The organism is Curtobacterium sp. MCBD17_032 (assembly GCF_003234855.1).
GTDB lineage: Bacteria > Actinomycetota > Actinomycetes > Actinomycetales > Microbacteriaceae > Curtobacterium.
This window is the reverse complement of sequence record NZ_QKTO01000001.1, coordinates 212,023-229,453: the sequence shown is the minus strand read 5'-3', so window position 1 is coordinate 229,453 and position 17,431 is coordinate 212,023. Positions and strand designations below refer to the sequence as shown.

Here is a 17,431-nt window from a genome sequence, read left to right as displayed (position 1 = left end):
CCGGTCCTCGACGGGCCGATCACGTCGGGAGGCCCGTGCCCGCCCGTCAGTGCGCCCCGCCCGTCGGTGCGCTCCGCCCGTCGGTGTGCTCCGCCCGTCGGTGTGCTCCGCCCGTCAGTGCGCCCGACCCCGCAGGCGGCCGATGCCGAGCACGATCCCGACGACGACCATGCCGAGCACGAGGCCCGCGACGGCCGAGATCGCGGTGTCGACGATCCACGTGATGACGGGCCCGGCGCCTTCGACCGCGTGCTCGACGTGGTGCAGCAGCTCGTACGGGCCCGCCCAGAACGTCTCCGCCATGTTGGCGATGACCAGGTGCCCTCCGACCCAGAGCATCGCCACGGTCCCGACGATGCTGATGAACCGGAACACCGCGGGCATCGCGCCGACGATGCGGGCGCCTGTGCGCCGGGTGCCGCGCGACGGGTTCTTCATCATCTGCAGGCCGATGTCGTCGACCTTCACCAGGAGCGCGACGGCGCCGTAGACGATCAGGGTCATGCCGAGACCGATGACCGCCAGGGCACCGAGCGTCGGCCAGAAGCCGAGGTCCGGGTCCAGGCTCGCCAGACCGATGAGCATGATCTCGGTGCTGAGGATGAGGTCCGTGCGGATCGCCCCGAACACGAGCTTCGGTTCGGAGACGGTGGCGTCCGCGCCGGCCTCGTGGTGGACGCCGAACCACTCGGTGACCTTCTCGGCACCCTCGAAGCACAGGTACGTGCCGCCGATGACGAGCAGCCACGGCAGCACCCACGGCGCGAACGCCGACAGCAGGAGCGCCAGCGGGATGATGATGACGAACTTGTTGAACAGGCTGCCGAGGGCGATCCGCCCGACCACCGGCAGCTCCCGGGCCGGCTGGAGGCCCTGCACGTACTGCGGGGTGACGGCGGCGTCGTCGATCACGACACCCGCGGTCTTCGCGCTGGCCTTGAGGGCCGCGCTGAGGATGTCGTCCACGACGGCGAGCAGTCCGACTGACATGTGGTGGTCTCCTCGTCGATTCCCGAACACTGTCCGATCGCACAGACTACTGGCGGCTGCCCGCGAACTCGTCTCCCGGCCGCCGAGGCGCGAGGATGGCCGGATGACACGCGCCGAGACCGTCCGCGACGCCGTCGTGGCCGAGGTCGCCCGGACCGGCTTCCGAGCGCACGGTCTACACGTCCTCGTGGGCGACGAAGCCGCCGAGCACCGCTGGACGCCCGACGTGCGGGAGGACGTCCAGTCCATCGCCAAGGGCGTCTGCGTGCTCGTCGCCGGCATCGCCGTCGGCGACGGTGCGGTCGACCCGGACGCCCCCGTGTCGGAGTACCTCGTCGACCAGGAGTTCGGCGACGGGACCGAGGCCGTCACCCTCCGACACCTGCTGACCATGAGGAGTGGCGTCGACCTGCCGTGGACGCCGGCCCTGCTGACCGACTGGCCGGACCTGGCCCGCGAGTTCCTCCGGCGACCGTCCCGAGGGCGGGTGTTCCAGTACGCGAACGCCAGCACGTACACGGCGATGCGGGTGCTCGAGACCCGGGTCGGGGACGTCGGCCGCTTCGCACAGGACCGGCTGCTCACCCCGCTCGGCATCGCCGATGTCGAGTGGGAACGCTGCCCGAACGGTCGCATCGCAGCCGGCGGCGGGCTCCTGCTCCGGACGGCGGAGGTCGCGCTCGTCGGCCGACTCGTCCGGGACGGCGGTCGGCTCGCCGGTCGGCAGCTCGTCCCGGCGGTGTGGGTCGAGGCCATGCACGGCGACTGGGTCCCAGCCGGTCGCGACCCCGGGTACGAGCGGTACGCGCTCGCCGGATGGGACGGTCCGGGCCGGCTGTGGCGCCTGCACGGGGCGAACGGGCAGCTGGTGCTGTTCGACCAGGCGGCCGACGCCGTCGTGACGATCACGGCCGACGACCACGCCGGCGCGGACGCCGTGGCGGCAGCCGTCGGGGAGGTGCTCGCGGACTCCGACCGCTGACGACGTCGCCGGATGTCGGTGGCATCCGCGAGGCTCGATCCAGTTCGCTGTTCCTGTTCGGGTCAGGCGCACGAGCCAACGGTGTCGGTACCTGTGGGCAGGTACCGACACCGTCTTCCGTCCGCGTCGCCCTGCTCGGGCTCAGCCGGCAGCGTCGCGCGCCAGCACCGCCACGGTGACGTCGTCCTCGGCGTGCTCCGCGGCCCGGAGCCGCACGGTCCGCAGGAACGCGGCCGTGTCCGGCGCCCGCCGCAGCGTCCGCCCGATGTCGGTGAGCGTGTCGATCGTCCCGTCGCCCAGGTCGAGTGCCCCGTCGCTCGTGACGACGAGCGTGTCCCCGCGTCCGAGGACGAGCGAACCGGCACGGAACGCGACGCCCTCGGGGTGCAGGCCGAGCGGGAGGTCCCGCGACCGCAGGATCTCCGACGTGCCGTCCGCCCGGAGGTGCAGCACGAGGCCGTGGCCGGCGTCGACGAAGTCCACCCGGCCGGTGCTCGGGGTCAGCTTCGCGTGGAAGAGCGTCGCGAAGGCCGAGGCACGGCTGAGGTCCTCGCTGATCCGGGGTTCGATCGCCGCGACGGCCGCGACGGGACCGAGGTCCTCGTGTTGCCGGAGCGCTGCGCGGAGCCCGGCGGCGAGCAGCGCCGCGGGTTGCTCCTTGCCCATGATGTCGGCGAGGGTGAACGTCACGGTGTCGCTGCCCGTCGTCCAGTCGTGGACGTCCCCGCTGAGGTCGCCGTACGGCACGCTGAGGGCGGCGAGACGGTAGCCCGGCACGTCCACGGGCTGCGGTGCGAGCGCGTCGACGACCTCGAGCAGCCGGTCGCGCTGGAGGCCCTTCGCCAGGGCCTGCTCGGTCCACCGGCCCAGGTCGATCAGGGCGGCTTCGTCCTGCGGGCTGAACTCCCGCGGTACGACGTCCATCAGGCACAGGGTCCCGATGGCGACGTCGCCCGGCATGGTGAGCGGCACGCCGGCGTAGAAGCGGATGCCGCGCCCGGTGACCCCCGGCAGGTCGGCGGTGCGTGGATCGGCGGTGGTGTCGGGGACGACGGTCGGCCCGGGGCGCTGCACGGTGAACTGGCAGAACGACCATCCGAGCGGCACGGGCGCGGCCTCGCCCGCGGTGTTCGGCGTCAGCGTGTGCAAGAGCGTGTCGTCGAGCAGGTTGACGTACGAGAACGGCACCCCGAAGAGGTCGCGGGCGATGCGGACGATGCGTTCGAGGCGCTCGTGCGGGGCTGCGTCGACGATGTCCAGCGCCGCCACGAGTGCCGCTCGTGCGGACCGCGAACCGTCCGTGTCCATCTGCTCCCCCGCGAAGTCGATCGTGGCATCCTCCCACGCCCGCTCCGGCCGCTGTCAGCCGTCGCGCAGCCCGCGGTCGGCGTCGGTGTCGGTGTCGACCGGACCGAGCGCGTCGAGGACCCGCTGCGAGACCGACCGGAGGGTCTCCGCGTCCGTCCCCACGGGCCTCCAGAACAGCTGCTCGAGCGCCGCGGTGTGCGCGCGGATGCCGGCGAGGACCGCTCGGCGCCCGTCCGGCGTCATGACCACCCAGCTGCCGCGGCCGTCGGACGGGCAGTCCGCGCGCGCGACGAGGCCGCGGGCGACCATGCGCGTGACCTGGTGGCTGACGCGGGACTTCTCCCAGCCGATCCCTGCCGCCATGTCGCGCACCCGCAGCCGGTGCTCGGGGTCACGGTGCAGCCCGATGAGGATCTCGAACTCCGGGATCGAGATGCCCGCGCCGCGCTGCACGGCGAGGTCGAGCGCCCGGTCGAGGCCGCGCCAGACGTCGTGGAACGCGTCCCACGTGGCCCAGTCGTGGCCGTCAGCGCCGTGCTCCACCATCCGGCCAGCGTATCGACGGCAGGGCGGGGCGGACCGGGGATCCTCCGTCCGGCTGACTCCTGGGCGGCACACGGCGGCCTCCGAGGAGACGTCGGGGGAGCGGCATACGATCGAGTCCATGCCGCCCGCACGCCTCCAGGACTGCACCGACGACGCGCTCGCCCTCGTCGGGCGGTGGCTGGACGTCTCGCGGGGTGCGAAGCCCGACGCCGGTGCGGCCCGGCTCGCCGAGGTCCTGCGTGACGAACGCGGCCTCGACTTCGCCCGCGGGTTCGTCGACAAGGTGATCCGCCCCGACGACCCGAAGGTGGCGGCGCGGAACCTCGAGAAGGCGAGCCGGGACGTCCCGGACTTCCTCGCCTGGTACCTCCGCGGAGCTGTCACGGTCGGCGGCGGGTTCGCGACCATGGCGCCGTGGGCGGTCATCCCGACCGCACGACGCGTGCTGCGTCGCCTCGCCGGGCACCTGGTGGTCGATGCACCTCCCGCCAGGCTCGGGTCGGCGCTCGCCAAGGTCGCCGCGCACGGGACCCGCGTCGACGTCGTCCCGCTCGGGCCCGCCGTGCTCGGCCCGGCCGAGAGCGCTCGCCGCCTCGGGTGGATCGCGGACCTGCTCGGCCGTCCCGACGTGCCGGCCGTGTCCTTCGCGCTGTCCGAGGTCCTGCCGCCGTGGTCACCGTGGGCGGTCGACACCGCCACCGAGCAGGCGGTCGAACGGCTCGTCCCGGTGTTCCGCGCCGCGGTCGCCGGGGGCAGCACGGTCACCTTCCGGACCGGTGACCCCCGCGACCTCGAGCTCACCGCTGCCGTCTTCCGGGTCCTGCTCGACATGGACGAGTTCGCCCACACCACCGCCGGCATCACCCTGCCGGCGGAACTGCCCGACAGCGCCGGGGTGCTCACCTCGCTGACCACGTGGGCGACCGCGCGGCGCCACCGCGGCGGAGCACCGATCCGGGTCCGGCTCGTCGCCGGCGCGCGCGGCGCGACCGAACTCGCCGACGCGCTCGTGCACGATCGTCCCCTCGCCACGTACGCCACACCCCAGGCGACCGACACCGCCCTGCTCCGCCTGCTCGACACCGCGCTGACGCCCGAGCACACGAACGCGGTCCGGGTGACGCTCGCCGGCCACGACCTGTTCGCGATCGCCGCCGCGCGGGTGCTCGCCGACCGCCGCGGGGTGCGCGACGCGCTCGAGGTCGAGATGCTCCTCGGGATGACCGGCACCGCCCTCGACGCCGTCCGCGCCGACTTCGGGACCGTCTCCGTCGGCACGCCCGTCGTGCAGCCCGACGAGTTCGACGCGGCGATCCCGTACCTCGCGCGCCGGCTCCGCGAGTCCGCGACCTCGACCGCGTTCTCGATCGGCACGGACGACGCCGTGGCCGCACGCGAACGCGAGCGTTTCGTGGCCGCCGTCGCCGCGCTCGACGACCCGGCGCCGACGACCCTGCGCACCCAGGACCGTCGCGCGCCGCTCGGTGCGCCCGCGATCACCGCCGTCCACCCGCCGGCGGCGGACACCGACCCGACGATCGCCGCGAACCGGGAGTGGGCTGCCGACCTGCTCCGTCGGGTCCCCCGATCGCAGCTCGGTGTCGCGACGATCCGCGGCGCCCGGGTCACCGACCGCCAACGACTCGAACGCACCATCGCCCGGACCGCGCAGGCGGGCGTCAACTGGGGGCGCCAGGACCCCCACGACCGCGCCGAACTGCTCGACCTCGTCGCCCACGGACTCGAGGTCCGTCGTGCCGACCTGGTCGAGGTCGTGGTCGCCGAGACCGCGATGACCCTCACCGACGCCGATCGGCAGGTCAGCGCCGCGGTCGACGCGGCGCACCACGCCGCCGACCGTGCCCGGCACCTGACCGACGTCGCCGGCGCCGTCTTCGTCCCGCCGCGCCTGACCGTCGTCGTGTCGCCGTGGACCTCCCCGGTCGCGACCCCCGCCGACGGGGTGCTCTCGGCGCTGGCCGCCGGCAGCGGTGTCGTGCTGAAGCCGTCTCCCCTCGCCAAGCGGTCCGGGGCCGTGCTCGCCGACGTGCTCTGGGACGCCGGGGTCCCGCACTCGCTCCTGCAGCTCGTCGACCTCGACGTCGACGAGCTCGGTCGTGAGCTCGTCGCCCACCCCGCGGTGGACCGCGTGCTGCTCACCGGGTCCTCGGACACCGCCCGGTCCTTCCGGTGGTGGCGGGCGGGGCTGCCGCTCATCGCGGACACCGGTGCGGTGAACGCCGCCGTCGTGACCCCGGCGGCGGACGTCGACCAGGCGGTGCGGGACGTGGTCACCTCGGCGTTCGGGCAGTCCGGCCAGGCGACCGGGGCGGTGTCGCTCGTCGTCCTGGTCGGCTCCGTCGGCGAGGACGACCGCTTCCGACGCCAGCTCGCCGACGCCACCCGGGCGCTCCGGGTCGCCTGGCCGACGGACCCCGCCGCACAGGTCGGGCCGCTCCTCGTCGAGCCGACCGGGGCCGCCCGCGCCGCGCTGACCGAGCTCGCTCCGGGGGAGTCCTGGCTCGTCGAGCCGACCGTCCTCGACGAGTCCGGGCGGCTCTGGTCGCCCGGCGTCCGCCTCGGCGTCCGTCCCGGCAGCGCGTTCGCGCAGACCCCCGTGCCCGTCCCCGTGCTCGGCGTGGTGCACGTCGAGACCCTCGACCAGGCGATCGCGATCCAGAACGGCACCGAGCACGGCCTGGTCGAGGCCCTGCACACGCTCGACGTCGACGAGGTCGCCACGTGGACCGACCGGGTGGCCGCGGGCACCCTCGTCGTGAACCGCCCCACCACGGACCTGGTCGTCGGTCGGCAGCCGTCCGGCGGATGGGGCCGGGCCGCCGTCGGCGCGGGAGCGAAGCGCGGCGGCCCCGAGTCCGTCGCCGTGCTCGGCCACTGGGCACCCGTCCCGCGCGCGGTGCACAAGAGCATCCAGCTGCACGGCCTGCCCCCGCGGGTCACGGCGCTCATCGAAGCCGCCCGGAGCGGTCTGTCCTTCGAGGAGTTCGACCTGGTCCGCGCCGGTGCGACGAGTGACGCCGAGGCCCGGGAGGTGCGGTTCGGCCGGTCCCGCGACACCGCCGACCTCCGCGTCGAACGGAACGTGCTCCGGTACCGTCCGCAGTCCGTGGTCGTCCGCCAGTCCGAGGGCGTCGGCACCGGCGAACTCGTCCGGACCCTCGCCGCCGCGACCGCCGCCCGGGCGCACGTCCTGCTCAGCACGGCCCGCGCCCTGCCCGGACCGCTCACCCAGCTGTTCGCCGGGCGTCGCTCGCCCCTCGACGTGGTCGACCACCTGGTGGAGACGGACGAGGAGTTCCTCGCCCGGGCTGCGTCCGGCGCACTCCTCCGCGAGGACTGGTCGGGCGGCGTCGACGAACCGCAGGACGCGCTCGACATCGTGCTGTCCCAGGGCTTCGAGCCGCGTCCGCACACCGCGTTCGCCGGGCCCGGCTCCCGGATCCGCTTGCTCGGCGGCGACGCCCTCGCGGTCGAGGAAGCGCTCGGAGCGGGCATCGACACCGCGATCCACGACGCGCCCGTCGTCGAGGCCGGCGTCGTCGAGATGGCGCACTTCCTCCGCGAGCAGACCGTCGCCGTCACGGCGCACCGCCACGGCGACGTCGACCCGGAGTTCGCCAGGATCCGCCTCTGAGTCGGTCCGGGCCGGTGGTCGTGCCGGACGGGAGGCCCGCCCGACGTCCGGTGCGCGGCCCACGTGGGGCGGGCCTCCCGGCCGGACCCCCGCGGACCTGTGGCGTCCCCGTGAGGGCACTGCCGCATCGGCGTAACGTCGCGACCATGACTGCAGCAGAGCGCGACAACGGAGTCCAGACCGAACCCATGATGGACGGTGCGACCGACGCCACCAACGAGGACAAGCTGCACGGCCTCGTGGAGCAGGTCCAGCACGACCACGGCGACGAGGGTGCCGGCGTGATGGCCGACCACCTCCGCGACCGTCTCGACGAGACCGGCGTCGAGGCCGAGGACCCGGCGTCCGAGGTCGAGTAGTCCTGAGCCTCCGGACGTGACGGAGCCCCGCCGACCAACTGGTCGGCGGGGCTCCGTCGTGTCGGCGCGCCCGACGTCAGTCGACGACCTCGATCAGCGCGGTCTGCTCCTCCGGAGCGCCGGCGCCGTCCGGGACGAACTGGAACCGCACGCCGTGGCGTCCGGCGGCGAGGGGGACGTCGACCGACCACCGGCCCTCGGACGCCCGGGTCTCGCCGATCTTCTCGCGGAGGCGGAACGCGACCACGCGGCCCTCCGGCGCGGTGCCCTCGAAGTGGACCAGCCCGTCGTGGCGCTGGTACTGCGCCGCGCGCTCGAAGGTGAACGGGGTGCTCGGTGCGGAGTCGACGAGCACGATCGCCTCGACGCTGTCGCTGATCGGGCCGCCCCGCTCCGGGCGCAGGTCGAACCGCAGGCGGAGTCCGCCGGGGGCCGTCACCGGCACCTCGATGCTCCATCGGCCGTCGTGGACCGTCGTCGTCCCCAACGGGCCACCCCGCACGTCGGACACCGTCACCTCGCCACGGGTCGCGGTCCCACCGACGGTGACCTTCCCGTCGACGGGCTGGAGGGGACGGGTGCGGTCGACGTCGACCGTGAAGGCGTCGTCGGACGGGACGGTCGATCCGTCCTCGTCACCGGGTCCCTCGCCCGGACCGGGGTGCCCGTCGTGACCGTCACCGGAGCCCTCCCCGGGGTCGGGGTGCCCGTCGTGACCGCCACCGGTGCCACCGCCGTCGCCGTCGCCGTCGCCCGGACCGGGGTGCCCGCCACCGGTGCCACCGCCGTCGCCGTCGCCGTCGAAGAGGTAGTGGTCCACGTCCACGTCCGAGGACGCGGCACCGAGGGTCTGCCGCACCGAGACCTCGTTCTCACCGCGGACGAAGTGCACGAGGACGGTGGCGATCCCGTCGGCACCAGCGACCGCGGTCTCGGTCCGACCGTTCGCCGACGCCGCGACCTCAGCGCCTGGCACGGCGTGGTACCGGATCCCGTGGTCCGTGTCACCGGCGACGATCGCCCGGCGCAGGCGCTCGAGCCCGCGCTCGTCGGTCTGGTCGACCGGGGCGCTGAGGCCGAGTCCGTGGAAGTCGACGTCGACGGTCCGTTCCACGCCGTTCGTGACGATCGTGTACCGGGCCGTGTCCGCACCCGTGGGTTCGAGCCGGAAGACGGCGTCGTTCCGCGGGGTCGCCGACTCCGCCTGGACGACCTCGCCGGAGGCATCGCGGAGCTGGACGGCGGTCCGGGCGGAGACGCTGACGGCCAGACGGACCCAGCGCTTCGCACCGGAGGCGTGCTGTTCCTGGGTGACGCCGGTGACGACGGAGGAGGCCGCTGCGGCGACGGTCCGGACGGTCGGAGCGAGCGGGGCTGCGTTCGCCGGGGCGGCGAGGAACGACGGGGCGAGCAGGCACGTGCCGATGACAGCGGCAGAGCCGAGGAGGACCGGATGGACGTTCACGGTGCACCTTCCTGGAGAGTGATGTGGACTCCAGGATTCTCAACGTGAATGATGTATTTCACATGAGTGTGATGCTGACTTTCGCTCGCCTGGATCAGCGTCGGCGACCGCTCCCGACCAGCCCGATCTCGAGCACCGTCAACAGCGTCGCGATCCACAGCTGCCGGAGCGCGAACCGCCGGGACTGCCGGTCGACCAGCGCGAGCGGCACCATCGTGAGCCCGTGCACGGCGTCCACAGCGGCACTGAGCGTGTGTGCCTCCGGGCTGTCGGCGCGTCCGGCGATCGTCGCCTGCGCGAGCTGCCGGACGCCGAGGACCCGTCCGAGCACCGCCGGACGCCCGAGCGCCCGCCGTGCCCCGAACAGGTGTGCCACCCCGAGGCCGGCGCGGAGGACCTCGACGACGACGGCACGGTCGACCGGACCGCCGCGGCCGATCCGACCGGCCGAGCTGCGGCGGCTCATCGGCGACGTCCTGCCGCGGTGGCGAGGGCGACCCCGGCGACGCCGAGCGCCGCTCCGAGGATCCCGTTGCCGAGCCGGCGGTGCTCGACCCACCAGGTCTGCGGTGACCAGTCGTGCGACTGCTCGTCGAAGGCCCCGTGCGCCCCGTGGTCACCGAGTACCGGCTCGTACAGGTTGACGCCGATCTCCTCGCCGTCCTTGTCCGGGATCTGCTGCCCGCTGACGAGTGTCTTCGCCGCGTACCAGTCCGCGAAGCGCCCGCTGATCCGGTTGGCCAGGATCGTGTAGACGGTGGACTCCCCGACCCAGGTGCGACGACGAGGGCGCTCGGCGGTCGCGGCGATGGCGCGGGCACCGACCTCGGGCTGGTAGATCGGGGCGACCGGCTGCGCGTGGTGCGGGAGCGACGACTTCACCCACCCGAACTGGATCGTGTTGAGGGCCGGCATGTCCACACGGCTGATCCGCACCTTGCTGCCCTGCTCGATGAGCTCGGACACGACCGACTCGGTGAACCCGACGATGGCGTGCTTCGACCCGCAGTAGGCACCCTGCAGGGGGATGCCGCGCGAGCCCAGCGCCGAACCGACCTGGATGACGTGCCCGGCATCGCGCGGGACCATGCGCGTCAGGGCGGCGCGCGTGCCGTTGACGAAGCCGAGGTAGTCGACGTGCGTCGCGTGCTCGAAGTCCTCCGGCGCGGTGTCGAGGAACCGCCCGAACACCCCGACCATCACGCCGTTCACCCACAGGTCGATCGGGCCGAGTTCGGCCTCGACTCGGTCGGCGGCGTCCTCGACGGCCTGGCGGTCGGCGACGTCGGCCACCAGCGCGAGCCCACGCTGGCCGGCGGCCTCGACCTCGGCGACGGTCGCGTGCACGCCGTCCGCTCCTCGGGCGAGCACGGCGACGTCCCAGCCGCGAGCCGCGAGTTCCCGGACCGTGGCCCGTCCCAGTCCTGCCGATCCGCCGGTCACCACAGCCACTCGTGTCATGCGTCCCTTCTACCGGACGCTGCGACGCCGGTCGTCAGCCGTTGTCCCCCGTCCGCCCGGCCCCCGGCCCCGCCGGCCCGCCGCCGGGCCGAGCCTCGGCTGGCCGGACGACCCGCGCCTCCCGGAGCCCGCGACCTGTCCGCCGGGCCGAGCCTCGGCCTCGCCACGCCGGCCGCGGGCCCGGCCCGTCTGCCGGGCCGAGCCTCGGCTGGGCGGACGATCCACGCCTCCCGGAACCCGCGACCTGTCCGCGGGGCCGAGCCTCGGCCCCGCCGCGCCGGCGGTGGGCCGGCCCGTCTGCCGGGCCGAGCCGGTCAGGCGCGTGGCCCGGCGAACCGCGTGACGACGCCGGGCGAGTACAGCACCGAGTCCGGCTCGAGCTCGGTGAGCCCGAAGGGCAGCCCCGCGGCGCGGACGAGGTCGTCGTGCACGCCGACCAGGCTCGCCCGGTGCACGACCCAGGCGTCGTGTTCGTTCGGCCACCAGGACGTCCGACCGGCCCGCCCCACGTGCATGCCCCAGCGGGCGGTGAGGAACGACTCGAGCGGTGTCGGTTCCACGATCGGTGCGCCGACCTCGACCTCCACCCGGGAGCGCAGGTGCGTCCCGTGCCGGTGCACCGCGTACCCGAGCCGGTCGCCGGTCCGCCGTCGGGCGACCCGCGCCCAGTGGTACGGCGTGCCGGTGACGACCCGTGCGGCGACGGCGGGCAGAGCCTTCCCGGCGTCGAGCGACAGGAAGACGACCCCGCGCCGACCGGTGTCGTCCCGCGTGTAGACCCGGACGTTGACCTCGAGGAAGTCGCCGAGGCTGCCCGTCCGGCCGAGCGGCCCGAACGGCGGGAACCGGGTGTCCTCGAAGCTGAACGCGATCAGTCCCACCCACGTCGTCACCCCGTCGTCGGAGCCGTCGGGAGCCATGGTGTCCGGCCGGGTACCCGCCGGCAGGAGCGGCGCGACCGCGGACACGTCCACCCGCCAGTGCACGAAGACGACGTCCCGCCAGGCCTGCTCGATCCACGGGCGCCCCGGCAGTGCGGGTGCGGTCGGCGAGACCGGGTCGACGGGCCCGCCCGGGAGGCCCGCCGCACCACCCGCGCGCACGGTCGCCGTCACCGGACGCTCCCGTCCGGCGCCTCGGGCTCGATGTGCCCCACCGCCGAGACGTCGTCCCAGCCCTCCTGCGGCGTCGCGCACGTGCCGCGGAAGACGTACTGCGACGGCCGCTTCCGCTCGTTCGACACCCAGTCGATCGCGGGTCGTCGTCGCTCCGGTGGGGTGTACCCGATCCGGTACACGGCCATCAGCTCCAACTCCGGCGGCACCTCGAGCAGCTGCTCCACCTCGTTCCACGACTCCTCGATCTCCATCGGGAACGAGACGAACTGGATGCCCAGGCCGAGCTCGGTGGTGGCGAGCCAGATGTTCTCCATCGCGGCGCCCATGCTGAACACCGAGTAGAAGGCGTTGCGGGCCTCCTTCCGGTACTCGTCGCGGTCGAGCATGACCCCGAGCAGGAGCGGCGACCCGGCGACGAGCTTCCGGTTCTCCTCGCCGAGGGTCTGCGGCACCCGGAGAGCGTTCATGAGGAACTGCCCGCGCTTCGTGAACACCTGACTCGTGAACGGGCGCAGCGGCGCGGGGAGCTTGTCGAACAGCATCCCGGAGCGGCGCTCGTCCATCTCGGCCTGCGAGAACCGGAAGTACGGCTTGTACCGCTCGAAGAACGTCCCCTCGGACATCGTCTTCGTCATCGTCCGGCCGCTGATGTCCGCGATCCGGTCGATCGTCTCCCGCTCCTCGACCAGGACGAACCGCCACGGCTGACTGTTGAGCTGCGACGGTGCCCTGCCGGCGAGCTCGACGAGCAGGCGCTGGTGTTCCTCGGACACGGGGTCGGGCAGGAACGCCCCGTTGGTGGTGCGTCGGCGCCGGATGGCCTCGATGAGTTCCACTGCTGTCCTCCGGGCTCGGTCGACTGGCGCGGTCAGCGCCGCGCGAGGACCGCCCCCAGGTAGGACGGCGCCGCGGCGACCGCGGTCTTCCAGTGTGCTCCACTCCGGGGGTTCGTCCGTGGAGCGAGCGCGAGCGGGACGAGCGCGGGCAGCAGGAACAGACCGGCGCGCGACCGGGTCCAGACCGGCGTCGTGGCGGCGGCGCCGGTCAGGGTCGCGGTGACGACGAACAGGCCGTGGTGGACGATCCGCAGCCTGCGCGTGCGGATGAGGCGCACCGCCACGGCGGTGCCCCACAGGCAGTTCAGGACGTACGCGACGGCCGCAGCGGTGACCATCCGCCGGGCGGTGCTCGACCCGGGAGGCCCGCCGCGCCTCCCGGCTGTCGTCTTCCGTCCCATGGACGCGAACCTAGCCCCTTCCGCAGGACGCACCATCGGCGTCTCCTCGCAGCGGTGTCGCGCTGCGAGGAACCGCTGACGTCGCGTGTCGCGGCGGAGGGGCTCAGTCGGAGCCGCGGCTGACGAGCTTCGACAGCACGATGGCCGAGCGGGTGTGGTCCACCTGGGGCGCGAGCCGGACGCGGTCGAGCGCTTCCTCGAGCGCCGGCAGGTCCCGCGACCGCATGTGCACGACGGCGTCGGCGCTGCCGGTGACCGTGCCGGCGTCGACGACCTCGGGTACGGCGTCGAGGAGCGTGCGGAGTTCGTCGGGCGAGACCGTGCCGCGGCAGTACAGCTCGACCCACGCCTCGGTCCCGCGGTCGTCGACGGCGGGGTCGACCTTGATCGTGAAGCCCTGGATCACCCCGTCGGCGACGAGCCGGTCGACGCGCCGCTTCACGGCGGAGGCGGAGAGCCCGACGACCGAGCCGATCTCGCCGTAGCCCGCGCGGGCGTTCTCCCGGAGCTGGTCGAGGATGCGGTGGTCGAGCGAATCCATTGTGCCGATCCTACGCGGACTCCTTGCGAGACCGGCCCGCACGACGCAGGAAACGTGCGCCCGGAGCGCGGCGTCGGTGCTGTGCCGGGCCGCCCTCCTGTGCCAGACTCAGGACAGGCGTCGACCTGGTCCGCCTCCGGCGAGTGAGCCTGCGTCTCGTCGGAGCTCTCACCGTGGTGGTTCCTGGCAGGCTCGGGCCCCGGTCCTGGAGGACCTCGTGTCGAACACCGCACCCCAGCCCACCGTCGCGCCGCAGCGGACGGCCACCAAGCGCACCATCCTCATGTGCAAGCCGACCCACTACACGGTCAGCTACCGGATCAACCCCTGGATGCACCCGGAGGAGCCGACCGACACCTCGAAGGCCGTCGAGCAGTGGCAGTCCCTGGTCGACGTGTACGAGCAGCTCGGCTTCGACATCTCCTACATCGAGCCCGTCGAGGGCCTGCCGGACATGGTCTACGCGGCCAACGGCGGCTTCGTGCTCGACGGCGTCGCGTACGGCGCGAAGTTCCAGTACCCGGAGCGCCAGCCCGAAGGCCCGGCGTACATGGACTGGTTCCGCCAGGCGGGCCTGACCGTCGCCGAGCCCGAGGAGACGAACGAGGGCGAGGGCGACTTCCTCCTCATCGGCGACACGATCTACGCCGGCACGGGGTTCCGTTCGGACAGCACCTCCCACGAGGAGCTCGCCCGGGTGTACGGCCGCGAGGTCGTCACCCTCAAGCTCGTCAACCCGAGCTTCTACCACCTGGACACCGCGATCGCCGTGCTCGACCCGGAGCCCGCGGCGGACGGCACGAGCAACATCGCGTACCTCGAGAGCGCGTTCGACGAGCCGTCGCTGGCGATCCTGCGCGAGCGCTTCCCGGACGCGATCATCGCCACCGAGGAGGACGCCGCGATCCTCGGGCTCAACTCGTACTCCGACGGGTACAACGTCGTGATCGCCTCCCGGGCCACCACGTTCGCGTCGCAGCTGCGCGAGAAGGGCTACAACCCGATCGGCGTCGACCTGTCCGAGCTGCTCCTCGGTGGCGGCGGCGTGAAGTGCTGCACGCTCGACCTGCACCCGGTCGGCACCGGCACCTCGGTCGCACGAGGCGCCTGATGCCCGGCGCGACCGGGGCGAACACGGCCGCCGCGCTCGCCGTGGAGGACCGGGCCCTCGCCCACAACTACAGCCCGCTGCCGGTCGTCATCGCGTCCGGACACGGCGCGACGGTCACCGACGTCGACGGCCGCACGTACCTCGACGGGCTCGCGGCGTACTCGGCGGTGAACTTCGGGCACGGCAACCCGCGCCTGGTCACCGCCGCACGCGACCAGCTCGACCGCGTGACCCTGACGAGCCGCGCGTTCGTCAACGACCGGCTCGGGCCGTTCGCCGAGGCGCTGACCGCGCTCACCGGCACCGAGATGATGCTGCCGATGAACACGGGCGCCGAGGCCGTGGAGTCCGCGATCAAGGTCGCCCGCGCCTGGGGTCACCGCGTCAAGGGCGTCCCGCAGGGCCGGGCGACGATCATCGTCGCGAGCGGCAACTTCCACGGCCGGACCACGACGATCATCTCGTTCTCCGACGACCCGTCCGCGCGAGAGGACTTCGGCCCGTACACGCCGGGGTTCCGCACCGTTCCGTACGGCGACGCGGACGCACTCCGGGCGGCGATGGACGACACCGTCGTGGCCGTGCTGCTCGAGCCGATCCAGGGCGAGGGGGGCGTGGTCATCCCGCCGGCCGACTACCTGCCGGCGGTCCGCGAGGTCTGCGATGCGTTCGGCGCGCTGTTCATCGCCGACGAGATCCAGTCCGGGCTCGGCCGCACCGGTCACACCCTCGCCGTGCAGCGGGTCGGCGTCACGCCGGACCTCATCACGCTCGGCAAGGCGCTCGGCGGCGGGATCGTCCCGGTGTCCGCCGTGGTCGGGCGCGCGGACGTGCTCGGGGTCCTGCGCCCCGGGGAGCACGGCTCGACGTTCGGGGGCAACCCGCTCGCCGCGGCCGTCGGGTCCGAGGTCGTCGCGATGCTCGCCGAGGGCACCTTCCAGCAGCGGGCGCTCGACGGCGAACCGGTGCTCCGCGGCTACCTCGACGAGCTCATGGACGAGGGCGTCGTCGCACACCGGGTCGCCGGACTGTGGGCCGGGATCGACATCGAACCCGCGCTCGGCACCGGCAAGGACGTCGCGAAGGACCTCGCGGCCCGCGGGGTGCTCGTGAAGGACACGCACGGGTCGACGATCCGCTTCGCCCCGCCGCTCGTCGTCACCGACGAGGAGATCGGCACCGCGATGCAGGCCCTCGGCGCCGCGCTCCGCGCTCGCGCCTCGCGCGGCGTCTGAGCGGCGGGCGCGGCGCCTGCGCCCGCGCCTAGCGGCACCGCGCCGGGCCCGGCGCAGACCGGACAAGCACAACAGGAACCGGCTCGAACCACGGACGTCCGTGGTGCGAGCCGGTTGCTGTTGGGCCGCGCCGGTCGGCACCGTGCCGGTCGGTGCCGTGCCCGGCGGCGCCGCGTCGTGCCCGGCGGCGCCGCGTCGTGCCCGGCCGGCACCGTCGCGTCCGGCGGCACCCCGCCTGCCGCGCCGGCGCCGGCCGCACCGCGCCCGGCACCCCGCCGACGGGAGGCGCGCCGCCCGCCCGCCCCGCGCCTCCCGGCCGGCTCACGGTCGCGTCAGGCGCGCCCCGGCGCGTACGCCTCGGCCAGCCGGTCCATGAGCGCGTCCTTCTCCTCGTCGACGACCTGCGCCTCCGGGTGGGCGTCGTACCAGGCCACCAGCTCGCGGGCGCCCTCCCGGAACGTCGTCCGCGCGGCCCACCCGGGCACGAGCGTCCGCACCTTGCTGTTGTCGAAGACCATGCTGTTCGCCTTGTCGCCCACGACGCCCGCGCCCCACTCGGCGTCGGCGGCCATGATCGCGTCCGAGGGGACGTGCACGATCGTCGGCTCGGGCGCTCCCGCGGCGGCCGCGACCTCCTGGTGGATGCGGTCCCACGTCGGCGACTCCTGGCCGGTGATGTGGAAGGCCTCGCCGATCGCCTCGGCCCGGTCGAGCACGCCGACGAACGCGACCGCGAAGTCCCGCACGTGCGTGAGCGTCCACAGCGAGGTCCCGTCACCCGGCACGACGACCGGCTTGCCCCGTCGCATCCGGTCGACCACGGTCCACCCGCCGTCGAACGGCAGCAGCGTCTCGTCGTAGGTGTGTGACGGCCGGATGATCGTCATCGGGAAGTCGTCCTGCCGGTAGGCGGCGACGAGCAGGTCCTCGCAGGCGATCTTGTCCCGCGAGTACTGCCAGTACGGGTTCTTCAGCGGCGTCGACTCCGTCACCGGGAGGTGCGTCGGCGGGGTCTGGTACGCCGAGGCCGAGCTGATGAAGACGTACTGCCGGGTCTTCCCGGCGAACAGGTCGATGTCGGCCTGCACCTGGTCGGGCGTGAACGCCACGAAGTCCGCCACCACGTCGAAGGTGCGGTCACCCAGTGCCGCCGCGACGGCCGCACGGTCCGACACGTCGGCCTGGAGGCGCGTCACCGCGTCCGGGAGCGCCCGCTTCTCCGTCGTGCCCCGGTTCAGCACGCTGACGTCGAAGCCCTGGTCCACCGCCTCGCGGACACAGGCGGCGCTGATGACGCCGCTCCCGCCGATGAACAGCACGCTCGGTCCGGTCATGGATGCTCCCTTGCTCCCGGCGGTGCATCCGCGCACCGCGTCCCTTGCGATCCTGCACCGTCGACGCCGCGTACCGTCACGGGCGGTGC

At 73.7% G+C, this 17,431-nt stretch carries 16 protein-coding genes; 5 read left to right on the top strand and 11 right to left on the bottom strand.

What is annotated here, in order from left to right; translation table 11 throughout:
• Positions 1-114 precede the first annotated feature (114 nt).
• Positions 115-990, bottom strand: coding sequence for a DUF808 domain-containing protein (locus DEI91_RS01115; RefSeq protein WP_111050542.1), 876 nt, complete (start codon positions 988-990; stop codon positions 115-117).
• A gap of 103 nt (positions 991-1,093) precedes the next feature.
• On the opposite strand from DEI91_RS01115, the gene DEI91_RS01110 reads away from it, so the two are divergent.
• A complete protein-coding gene (locus DEI91_RS01110; RefSeq protein WP_111050541.1) occupies positions 1,094-1,972 on the top strand; it encodes a serine hydrolase in 879 nt (292 codons plus the stop codon).
• Positions 1,973-2,113: 141 nt separating this feature from the next.
• Here DEI91_RS01110 and DEI91_RS01105 read toward each other — a convergent pair whose 3' ends face one another.
• Both DEI91_RS01105 and DEI91_RS01100 read right to left on the bottom strand, forming a co-directional pair.
• On the bottom strand, positions 2,114-3,280 hold the full coding sequence (locus DEI91_RS01105; RefSeq protein WP_111050540.1) for a PP2C family protein-serine/threonine phosphatase: 1,167 nt from the start codon (positions 3,278-3,280) through the stop codon (positions 2,114-2,116).
• A 54-nt stretch (positions 3,281-3,334) separates the two neighbouring features.
• On the bottom strand, positions 3,335-3,826 hold the full coding sequence (locus DEI91_RS01100) for a MarR family winged helix-turn-helix transcriptional regulator (protein WP_181439420.1): 492 nt from the start codon (positions 3,824-3,826) through the stop codon (positions 3,335-3,337).
• 118 nt (positions 3,827-3,944) lie between these two features.
• Between DEI91_RS01100 and DEI91_RS01095 the strand changes: the two genes are divergently transcribed.
• Both DEI91_RS01095 and DEI91_RS15860 read left to right on the top strand, forming a co-directional pair.
• Entirely contained in the window at positions 3,945-7,481 is a 3,537-nt protein-coding gene (locus DEI91_RS01095; protein ID WP_111050538.1) for a proline dehydrogenase family protein, read from the top strand.
• A gap of 146 nt (positions 7,482-7,627) precedes the next feature.
• Positions 7,628-7,840, top strand: coding sequence for a hypothetical protein (locus DEI91_RS15860; RefSeq protein WP_146244156.1), 213 nt, complete (start codon positions 7,628-7,630; stop codon positions 7,838-7,840).
• A gap of 76 nt (positions 7,841-7,916) precedes the next feature.
• Here DEI91_RS15860 and DEI91_RS16120 read toward each other — a convergent pair whose 3' ends face one another.
• The 7 genes from DEI91_RS16120 to DEI91_RS01060 all read right to left on the bottom strand — a co-directional run bounded on the left by DEI91_RS16120 (position 7,917) and on the right by DEI91_RS01060 (position 13,662).
• Positions 7,917-9,305, bottom strand: a complete 1,389-nt coding sequence (locus DEI91_RS16120) for a hypothetical protein (RefSeq protein ID WP_111050537.1) — start codon at positions 9,303-9,305, stop codon at positions 7,917-7,919.
• 94 nt (positions 9,306-9,399) lie between these two features.
• Positions 9,400-9,771 carry a hypothetical protein gene (locus DEI91_RS01085; RefSeq protein WP_111050536.1) on the bottom strand — a complete coding sequence of 124 codons (372 nt, stop codon included), beginning with the start codon at positions 9,769-9,771 and terminating at the stop codon, positions 9,400-9,402.
• Positions 9,768-10,766: an SDR family oxidoreductase gene (locus DEI91_RS01080; protein ID WP_111050535.1), complete on the bottom strand. Its 999-nt coding sequence runs from the start codon at positions 10,764-10,766 to the stop codon at positions 9,768-9,770. Before DEI91_RS01080 ends, DEI91_RS01085 begins: the two co-directional genes overlap by 4 nt.
• A gap of 314 nt (positions 10,767-11,080) precedes the next feature.
• Positions 11,081-11,881, bottom strand: coding sequence for a YqjF family protein (locus DEI91_RS01075; RefSeq protein ID WP_258374240.1), 801 nt, complete (start codon positions 11,879-11,881; stop codon positions 11,081-11,083).
• Positions 11,878-12,720, bottom strand: a complete 843-nt coding sequence (locus DEI91_RS01070; RefSeq protein WP_111050534.1) for a nitroreductase family protein — start codon at positions 12,718-12,720, stop codon at positions 11,878-11,880. The genes DEI91_RS01075 and DEI91_RS01070 overlap by 4 nt, the downstream gene beginning before the upstream one ends.
• A 32-nt stretch (positions 12,721-12,752) precedes the next feature.
• A complete protein-coding gene (locus DEI91_RS01065) occupies positions 12,753-13,121 on the bottom strand; it encodes a hypothetical protein (protein WP_146244155.1) in 369 nt (122 codons plus the stop codon).
• 103 nt (positions 13,122-13,224) lie between these two features.
• Positions 13,225-13,662 carry an Lrp/AsnC family transcriptional regulator gene (locus DEI91_RS01060; RefSeq protein WP_110825680.1) on the bottom strand — a complete coding sequence of 146 codons (438 nt, stop codon included), beginning with the start codon at positions 13,660-13,662 and terminating at the stop codon, positions 13,225-13,227.
• A gap of 217 nt (positions 13,663-13,879) precedes the next feature.
• Between DEI91_RS01060 and ddaH the strand changes: the two genes are divergently transcribed.
• Together ddaH and rocD are read left to right on the top strand one after the other, a co-directional pair.
• A complete protein-coding gene (gene ddaH, locus DEI91_RS01055; protein WP_111050532.1) occupies positions 13,880-14,773 on the top strand; it encodes a dimethylargininase in 894 nt (297 codons plus the stop codon).
• Positions 14,773-16,008, top strand: a complete 1,236-nt coding sequence (gene rocD / locus DEI91_RS01050) for an ornithine--oxo-acid transaminase (RefSeq protein WP_111050531.1) — start codon at positions 14,773-14,775, stop codon at positions 16,006-16,008. Before ddaH ends, rocD begins: the two co-directional genes overlap by 1 nt.
• 332 nt (positions 16,009-16,340) lie before the next feature.
• On the opposite strand, the gene DEI91_RS01045 is transcribed toward rocD, so the two are convergent.
• Complete coding sequence (locus tag DEI91_RS01045) at positions 16,341-17,342, bottom strand: SDR family oxidoreductase (RefSeq protein ID WP_111050530.1); 1,002 nt, start codon at positions 17,340-17,342, stop codon at positions 16,341-16,343.
• Between the last annotated feature and the right edge of the window lie 89 nt (positions 17,343-17,431).